The organism is Brevundimonas sp. (assembly GCF_052436175.1).
Lineage (GTDB): Bacteria > Pseudomonadota > Alphaproteobacteria > Caulobacterales > Caulobacteraceae > Brevundimonas.
In genome coordinates, this window is the sequence record NZ_JBQVNM010000015.1 from 43,080 (window position 1) to 50,598 (window position 7,519).

At 68.6% G+C, this 7,519-nt stretch carries 7 protein-coding genes; all 7 read left to right on the forward strand.

All coding sequences use genetic code 11. The features are described from left to right. Window positions 1–16: 16 nt before the first annotated feature. Window positions 17–1,648: a flagellar basal-body MS-ring/collar protein FliF gene (gene fliF, locus ACT6QK_RS05760; RefSeq protein ID WP_444596860.1), complete on the forward strand. Its 1,632-nt coding sequence runs from the start codon at window positions 17–19 to the stop codon at window positions 1,646–1,648. After that, a complete protein-coding gene (fliG, locus tag ACT6QK_RS05765; protein ID WP_444596861.1) occupies window positions 1,648–2,685 on the forward strand; it encodes a flagellar motor switch protein FliG in 1,038 nt (345 codons plus the stop codon). Before fliF ends, fliG begins: the two co-directional genes overlap by 1 nt. Next, complete coding sequence (locus ACT6QK_RS05770) at window positions 2,685–3,365, forward strand: flagellar assembly protein FlbE (RefSeq protein WP_444596862.1); 681 nt, start codon at window positions 2,685–2,687, stop codon at window positions 3,363–3,365. Before fliG ends, ACT6QK_RS05770 begins: the two co-directional genes overlap by 1 nt. After that, window positions 3,365–3,694: a flagellar motor switch protein FliN gene (fliN, locus tag ACT6QK_RS05775; RefSeq protein ID WP_444596863.1), complete on the forward strand. Its 330-nt coding sequence runs from the start codon at window positions 3,365–3,367 to the stop codon at window positions 3,692–3,694. The genes ACT6QK_RS05770 and fliN overlap by 1 nt, the downstream gene beginning before the upstream one ends. A 37-nt stretch (window positions 3,695–3,731) precedes the next feature. Beyond that, complete coding sequence (gene flbD, locus ACT6QK_RS05780) at window positions 3,732–5,117, forward strand: sigma-54-dependent transcriptional regulator FlbD (protein ID WP_444596864.1); 1,386 nt, start codon at window positions 3,732–3,734, stop codon at window positions 5,115–5,117. A 1-nt stretch (window position 5,118) separates the two neighbouring features. Continuing rightward, complete coding sequence (gene bla, locus ACT6QK_RS05785) at window positions 5,119–6,048, forward strand: class A beta-lactamase (RefSeq protein WP_444596865.1); 930 nt, start codon at window positions 5,119–5,121, stop codon at window positions 6,046–6,048. Continuing rightward, on the forward strand, window positions 6,045–7,519 hold a 1,475-nt coding region (locus tag ACT6QK_RS05790; RefSeq protein WP_444596866.1), incomplete at its 3' end, for an FHIPEP family type III secretion protein. The genes bla and ACT6QK_RS05790, both read left to right, overlap by 4 nt.

Sequence of the window (7,519 nt, forward strand, 5' to 3'; positions counted from 1 at the left end):
TTTCGGGTGGGGATGCGTGGGCGGCTTTACGGCGGCGTTGCAAAGGTTCGGGATCGGCCGTCTGGCCGCGGTGCTCGGCGTCGCCGCCGGCGTCACGGCGGTGCTGGTCGCCCTGATGCTGCGCGTGGGCCAGTCGCCCGACGCCCTGCTGTACTCCGGGCTTGATCTGAAGGAGGCCGGGGAGATCACCTCGGCCCTGGATCAGGCGGGCATCAAATACGCCTCGCGCGGCGACGGCTCGACCATCATGGTCAACCGCGATGATGTCGGCACGGCCCGGATGATGGTCAATTCCAAGGGGCTCGTGACCACGGGATCGGTCGGCTACGAGCTGTTCGACACCCAGTCGGTCCTCGGCCAGACCGAGTTCCAGCAGAACCTCAACGAAAAGCGCGCCCTGGAAGGCGAGCTGGCCCGCACGATCCTGGGCTATCAGGGCATTTCCACCGCCAAGGTCCTGATCGCCCTGCCGCGCCGGGAGATGTTCGCCTCCGAAGCCGGCGAGCCCACGGCGGCGGTGGTCGTGGGCGTGGGCGCGCGGGGCCTGACCGGCGCCCAGGTCGAGGCCATTCGCAACGTCGTCGCCTCGGCCGTACCCGGCATGAAGCCGGAACGGGTGACCGTGTCCGACACCTCCAACCGCACCCTGGCGGCGGGCAGCGACGGCGGGCAGTTCTCGTCGGCCTCGTCCCAGGACGCCAAGAACACCACGGAAGCCCAGCTTCAGGCCCGGATCAAGGACATCGTCGAGGGCGTCGTCGGCGCCGGCAACGCCCGGGTCCAAGTCACGGCCGACATCGACCACAGCCGCTCCACCACCCAGGAGCAGAAGTTCGATCCCGACGGCCAGGTCGTGCGGTCGACCTCGACCAACGGCTCGGAATCCACCGACACCACGGGCGATCCCTCGGGCGGGGCGACGGCGACCAACAACATCCCCGGCGGCGCGCCTCCGGTGACGACGCCTGCGGGTTCGGCCGAGAAGGCCAGCACCGAAACCACCAACTACGAAATCTCCAACACCACCACCACCACGGTGAAGGAGCCCGGCGAGGTCAAGAAGCTGGCCGTGTCGGTCGCCGTCGACGGCAAGTGGACGCCCGCCGCGGACGGCAAGGGCGAGCCCACCTATGCCGCCCGCCCGGCCGCCGAGATCGCCCAGATCAAGTCCCTGGTGGCCGCCGCCGTCGGCATCGACGAGACGCGCGGCGACAAGATCGAGGTGCTGAACGTGCCCTTCAGCCGCGACGCCTCGGCCCAGGGCGGGGCGGAGGCCAAGTCGTCCCTGTTCGACTTCAACAAGAACGACATCATGCGCGGCGTCGAGCTGCTGGTTCTGCTGGTGACCGGCCTGTTGCTGATCTTCTTCGTCCTGCGCCCGCTGCTGAAGGCGGCCCAGGGCGGCGGCGGCATGGGCGGGCAGCTCTCGGGCGCCGGCGGCGTGCCGACGACCATGCTGGAAACGACCGAGATGGGCGGGTTCGCCGGCCATCTGAGCGGCCCCCAGACCGAAATCGAACAGCGGCTCGATCTCGCCCGTGTCCAGGGCCAGGTGAAGGCATCGTCGGTCAAGAAGGTCGCGGAGTTCGTCGACAAGCACCCCGATGAGTCCGCCGCCATCCTGCGCAGCTGGGTGCATGAAGGCTGATGGCCCGGCTCGTCGGAAAAAAGACCTCGGTCGATGACGCCAAGAAGCTGACGGGGCCGGAGAAGGCCGCGGTCATCCTCCTGGCCCTGGGCGAAGACCACAGCCAGCTGTGGAAGGCCCTGGACGACGACGAGATCAAGGAAATCTCCCAGGCCATGGCCGGTCTGGGGTCGGTCACCGCCCAGGCCGTCGAGGAGGTTCTGGTCGAGTTCGTCTCGGGCATGAGCGGCTCGGGCTCGGTCATGGGCTCGTTCGACCAGACCCAGAAACTACTGGCCGCCTTCATGCCCGCCGACCGCGTCGAAGGGCTGATGGAGGAAATCCGCGGCCCCGCTGGTCGGACCATGTGGGACAAGCTCGGCAATGTGAACGAGGCCGTCCTCGCCAACTATCTTAAGAACGAATACCCCCAGACCGTCGCCGTGGTCCTGTCCAAGGTGAAGCCCGAACACGCCGCGCGCGTCATGACGGCCCTGCCCGAGGACTTCGCCCTGGAGTGCGTGCAGCGGATGCTGCGCATGGAGCCGGTGCAGAGGGAAATCCTCGACAAGATCGAACAGACCCTGCGCGTCGAGTTCATGTCCAACCTGGCGCGCACCTCCAAGCGCGACAGCCACGAGATGATGGCCGACATCTTCAACTCGTTCGACCGCCAGACCGAGGCCCGCTTCATCGGCGCCCTGGAAGAGCGCAACCGTGAAAGCGCCGAACGCATCCGCGCCCTGATGTTCGTCTTCGAGGATCTGAACAAGCTCGATCCCGGCGGGGTTCAGACCCTGCTGCGCGCGGTCGAGAAGGATCAGCTGGGTCTGGCGCTGAAGGGGGCGTCGGAGACCCTGCGCGAGATGTTCTTCTCCAACATGTCCGAGCGCGCCTCCAAGATCATGCGCGAGGACATGGAGTCCATGGGCCCCGTCCGTCTGAAGGACGTCGACACCGCCCAGATGGCCATGGTCCAGGTCGCCAAGGATCTGGCGGCCAAGGGCGAGATCATGCTGGCCGGCGCCGGCGGCGCCGATGACGAGTTGATCTACTGATGAACACCCGCGCCGACAGAACCGCCGCGTCGCCCAGCCGTCCCTTCGGTTTCGAGACCGAATTCGACGACATGGGCGGGGTGCGCCCCGGCCCGGTCTTCCGCCCGACCAAGCGCGCCTATCTGCCGGCCGAGGTCGAGGCCCTGACGGCCCAGGCGCGGCTGGAGGGGCGCGAGGCCGCCCTGGCCGAGATCGAATCCATGCGGGTCATGGCCATGAGTGAGATCGCCCAGTCCGTGGCCGCTTCGACGCCCGCCCTGGCCGCCCTGGCCCAGGCCCATCGGGAACAGGCCGCCGGTCTGGCCCTCGCCGCCGCGCGCGTGGTCGCGGGCGCCGCTCTGGAGCGCTTCCCGGCCGGGCCCCTGCAGGAGGCGCTGGAGGCGCTCGGCGCCGAGATCGACGCGGCGCCGCGTCTGGTGGTGCGCACGCGGGGACTGGATGAGGTCGGACAGGCCCAGCTTCAGGCCGTGGCGGTGGACGCGGGCTTCTCGGGCTTGGTGTCTTTCCGTGACGATCCCGGAATGGCCCCGGCCGCCTTCCAGCTGGAATGGGCCGACGGCCGGGCGGACTTCGATCCCGCCGAAGCCGCCTCGCGCATCGAGGAGACCGTCGTCGCCGCCCTCGCCGCCGAGGCCGGTCACGCCGAGAGCCTGGCCCAACCCGATCACAGGAGGCCCTGATGGCCGAAGACTTCGCCCTCGAGGAGTTCGATCCCGCCAACGCCCTGGTGCCGCACGACGACGCGGGCGACAAGAGCGCCCTGGACCTGGCGCCCGTGTTCGACGTGCCGGTCAATATCTCGGCCGTCCTGGGCAAGGCGCACATGACGGTGGCCCAGTTGCTGAAGCTCAATCGGGGCTCGGTGCTGGAGCTGGACCGCAAGGTCGGCGAAGCCATCGACATCTTCGTCAACAACCGGCTGGTCGCGCGCGGCGAGGTGGTGGTGGTCGAGGACCGCCTGGGCGTGACCATGACGGAAATCATCAAGACGGAAGACAGCGGCGCCTGATCGGCAGCCCGGCGTAGAGATTTAGAGGAGAAGACCCATGCGGCTTCTGGTGGTTGGGAAAATCAACGGGCAACTCGCCTCGGCGGTCAAGATGGCCATGGCGCACGGCGCCAAGGTCCAGCACGTCGAGCGCGCCGATCAGGCGACTGAGCAGCTGCGCCGGGGGCAGGGGGCCGACCTGCTGATGGTCGACTACAACCTCGACATCGCCGCCCTGATCGCCGCCAACGAGGCCGAACGGATCTTCGTGCCGGTGGTCGCCTGCGGCGTTGACAATGACGCCGACAAGGCCGCCGCCGCCATCCGCGCCGGCGCCAAGGAGTTCATCCCCCTGCCGCCCGAGGCGGATCTGATCGCTGCGGTCCTGTCGGCGGTGGCTGACGACGATCGCCCGATGATCTCGGCCGACCCGTCGATGAAGGCCGTGACCCAGCTGGCCGACCAGGTCGCGCGGTCTGACGCCTCCATCTTGATCACCGGCGAAAGCGGCGTCGGCAAGGAGGTGATGGCGCGCTATCTTCACACCCATTCCAGGCGGGCGGACCGGCCCTTCATCAGCGTCAACTGCGCCGCCATTCCGGACAACCTGCTGGAATCGGAACTGTTCGGGCATGAGAAGGGCGCCTTCACCGGCGCCGTCGCCCGTCGCATCGGCAAGTTCGAGGAGGCCGAGGGCGGCACTCTACTGCTGGACGAAATCTCCGAGATGGACGCCCGCCTGCAGGCCAAGCTGCTGCGCGCCATCCAGGAGCGGGTCATCGACCGCGTCGGCGGCTCTCGCCCGGTGCCGGTCAACATCCGCATCATCGCCACCTCCAACCGCGACCTAGCCCGCGCCGTGTCGGAGGGGACATTCCGCGAGGACCTGCTCTATCGTCTGAACGTCGTGAACCTGCGGCTGCCTTCCCTGCGCGAGCGGCCCGGCGACATCGCGGTCCTGGCCGACCATTTCGTCAGGAAATACGCCGCCGCCAACGGCGTGCAGGCGCGGCCGATTTCGGCCTCGGCGCGTCAGGCCCTGACGGCGCACCGCTGGCCCGGCAATGTCCGCGAGCTGGAAAACGCCATGCACCGCGCCGTGCTTCTGGCGGTCGGGCCCGAGATCGACGTCGAGGCTATCCGCCTGCCCGACGGCCAGCCCCTGAGCGGCAGCGGGATGTCGGGCGGCGACACCGGCCTGGCCGCCCGCGCGGCCCAGACCGCCGACGCCATGAGCCGCGCCTTCGTCGGCCAGACCGTGGCGGCGATGGAGAAGACCCTGATCCTGGACACCCTCAACCACTGCCTCGGCAACCGCACCCATGCGGCCAACATCCTGGGCATCTCGATCCGCACCCTGCGCAACAAGCTGAACGAATACGCCGACGAAGGAACCGCCATCCCCGCGCCCCAGTCCGGCGTCGCCTCGGGCCACGCCGCCTGACATGACCGTCGGACCGGACCGCAGGTTCGTCGTCTCCGGCCTGGCCCTGCTTGGGCTGGGCGGGTGCGAACGCGCGTCCGACAGGAAGACCTCCGTCGCCGCCTCGGCCCCCGCCATGCCGGAACAGACGCTGGACCTGTCCGACCTGGAGCGCGAGAACGGCGGCCGCATCGGCCTGTCGGCCCAGCTGCATGAGCGGGTGTCTTGGCGCGGGCGCGAGCGGTTCAACCACTGCTCGACCTTCAAGCTGTTCCTGGCGACGGTGATGCTGGAGCGGATCCAGCGCGGGCTCGACACCCTGGATCGCGCCGTGCCGATCACGGCGGCCGACATCATCCCGCATGCCCCCGTCACCGGCCCGATGGTCGGCAAGACCATGACGCTGAAGCAGCTGATGCAGGCCACGGTCGAGGAAAGCGACAATCCCGCCGCCAATATCCTGATCCGCGAGATGGGCGGACTGGCCATCCTGTCGGCCTGGTACGGCAGCGCCGGCGACCAGACCACTCACATCGACCGGCTGGAGCCGATGCTGAACGTCGCGGACGGCGACAAGGACACCTCCCAGCCGATCCAGACCACGTCCAATCTGGACTGGATCCTCAAGACGTATCAGCCCTTCAGCTTCGGCTCGACGCATCGGCCCTTGTTCGACTGGCTGATCAACTCGCCGACGGGCCCGGGCCGGATCAAGGCCGGGGTTCCGGTCGGCTGGACCGTGGCGCACAAGACCGGCACGGGCGGGACGGGCCAGACCAACGACATTGGCTACGCCTGGCCGCCCTCGGGCGACCCGGTTCGCATCGCCGTCTACTATGACGCCCCCGAGAGCCTGTCCGCCGAGCGCCGCGACGCCGTCGTCGCCGAGGCCACGCGCCGGGCGCTGAAGGCCCTGGGCTATGGTGCAGGCGCTGAGGGCACCGCGGCATGACCGACGTTCCGGCCCAACCCAACCTGATGAAGGATGGCATGGCCCGGCCGACCGGTGCGGACGTACGCGGCTGGCTGCTGCGCGGCGAGGTCGGGATGGCCGTCGGCGTCATCGGCGTCATCCTGCTGCTGATCCTGCCTGTCCCCAGCTTCCTGATGGACCTGTTGCTGGCGATCTCGCTGGTTTCGTCCGTGCTGATCCTGATGACGGCGCTGATGATGAAGCGGCCGCTGGACTTCGCCATCTTCCCCACGGTGCTGCTGGTCTCGACCCTGTTCCGCCTGGGCCTGAACCTGGCCTCCACCCGGCTGATCCTGAGCCACGGCCACGAGGGCCACGACGCCGCCGGTCAGGTCATCAACGCCTTCGGCCAGTTGATGATGGGCGGCAGCTTCATCATCGGCATCATCATCTTCGCCATCATCCTGGTGGTGAACTTCGTCGTCATCACCAAGGGCTCGACCCGCATCGCCGAGGTCTCGGCCCGCTTCACCCTGGACTCCATGCCGGGCAAGCAGATGGCCATCGACGCCGACCTGTCCTCGGGCCTCATCACCGAGGACCAGGCCAAGCTGCGGCGCAAGGAGCTGGAGCAGGAATCGACCTTCTTCGGCGCCATGGACGGCGCCTCCAAGTTCGTGCGCGGCGACGCCATGGCCGGGCTGATCATCGTCTTCATCAACGTCATCGGCGGCATCCTGATCGGGGTCATCCAGCACGGCCTGCCCTTCGCCGAGGCGGCCAACACCTATATCCAGCTGACCATCGGCGACGGCCTGGTGACCCAGGTCCCGGCCATCATCATCTCGATCGCCGCTGGCTTCCTGGTGTCCAAGGCGGGCGTCGAGGGCTCGGCGGACAAGGCTCTGGTGCAGCAACTGGCCACCAACCCGGTCAGCTTAGGCGTCGTCTCCGGCGCCGCCGGCCTGATCGGCCTGATCCCCGGCATGCCCATCATCCCCTTCGCCGCCCTGTCGATCGGCGCCGGCTTCATGGCCTGGCGACTGGGCCGCAATCGCCTCAAGCCCCAGGTCGAGGCCGTCGATCCCGCGACGCTCCAGCCCAAGGACGACGTCGAGGAGCCGATCGGCACGGCCCTGACCATCGACGACGTCAAGATCGAGCTGGGCTACTCTCTGCTGTCCCTCATCAACGATCTCGAGGGCCGCCGCCTGACCGACCAGATCCGCGCCCTGCGCCGCGCCCTGGCCCAGGAGTTCGGCTTCGTCATGCCGTCGGTGCGGATCCTGGACAACATGCGCCTGCCCAGCCAGGGCTCCGCCATCCGCCTCACGGACATGGACGCCGGCGCCGGCGCGGGCCGCCCGGGCCACCTGCTCGCCATGGACCCGGCGCGCCGTCAGGTCGTGCTGCCCGGCGAGCACACCAAGGAGCCCGCCTTCGGCCTCCCAGCCACCTGGATCGAGGATGGTCTGAAGGAAGAGGCCACCTTCCGCGGCTACACCATCGT

What these genes read in the sequence shown, in the direction of transcription:
- ACT6QK_RS05770 (WP_444596862.1), top strand. Translation starts at nt 2,685, where the DNA reads ATGAACACCCGCGCCGACAGAACCGCCGCGTCGCCCAGCCGTCCCTTC.
- bla (WP_444596865.1), top strand. Translation starts at nt 5,119, where the DNA reads ATGACCGTCGGACCGGACCGCAGGTTCGTCGTCTCCGGCCTGGCCCTG.
- fliG (WP_444596861.1), top strand. Translation starts at nt 1,648, where the DNA reads ATGGCCCGGCTCGTCGGAAAAAAGACCTCGGTCGATGACGCCAAGAAG.
- fliN (WP_444596863.1), top strand. Translation starts at nt 3,365, where the DNA reads ATGGCCGAAGACTTCGCCCTCGAGGAGTTCGATCCCGCCAACGCCCTG.
- flbD (WP_444596864.1), top strand. Translation starts at nt 3,732, where the DNA reads ATGCGGCTTCTGGTGGTTGGGAAAATCAACGGGCAACTCGCCTCGGCG.